Below are 519 nucleotides of genomic sequence, written 5' to 3' on the forward strand. Positions count from 1 at the left end.
CAATTCTGGCTGAGTTGTCAGAGTTTGAATCGTTCCCACGTTGTGGCGATCTACGTATCGAAACGCCAGACACGAACGAAGCAAAAGAGCTATTGAAGTTCTGCCGCAAGTTCACCGTACCAATGCGCCAAGCGTTGCGTGGTAAAGGTTTGATGTGGAATAAAGACAACGCGAAGAAGCCAGTGCTACACATCTGTTTTGTCGCACCGGGTCATTGTTATGTGGGTTACTCACTACCAGGCAACAACTCGCAGTTCTTTATGGGTATCCCTCGCTTGAAATTCCCAGCAGACGCACCAAGCCGTTCAACGCTAAAACTGGAAGAAGCTTTCCACGTATTTATTCCGCGAGATGAGTGGGATGAGCGTTTAGCGCCAGGCATGTGGGGCGTTGACTTAGGTGCATGTCCAGGTGGTTGGACGTACCAATTAGTGAAACGTTCTATGTTCGTTCATTGTGTTGATAATGGCATGATGGCAGACAGCTTGATGGAAACCGGTCAAATTAAGCACCACATGG

At 48.4% G+C, this 519-nt stretch carries 1 protein-coding gene; it reads left to right on the forward strand.

Annotation, left to right across the window (positions count from 1 at the left end; all coding sequences use genetic code 11):
• Window positions 1–519 (forward strand): 23S rRNA (cytidine(2498)-2'-O)-methyltransferase RlmM (gene rlmM / locus R7Q11_RS29335; RefSeq protein ID WP_225467365.1); only part of this gene is annotated, 519 nt, incomplete at both ends.

The organism is Vibrio sp. 970, assembly GCF_033339075.1.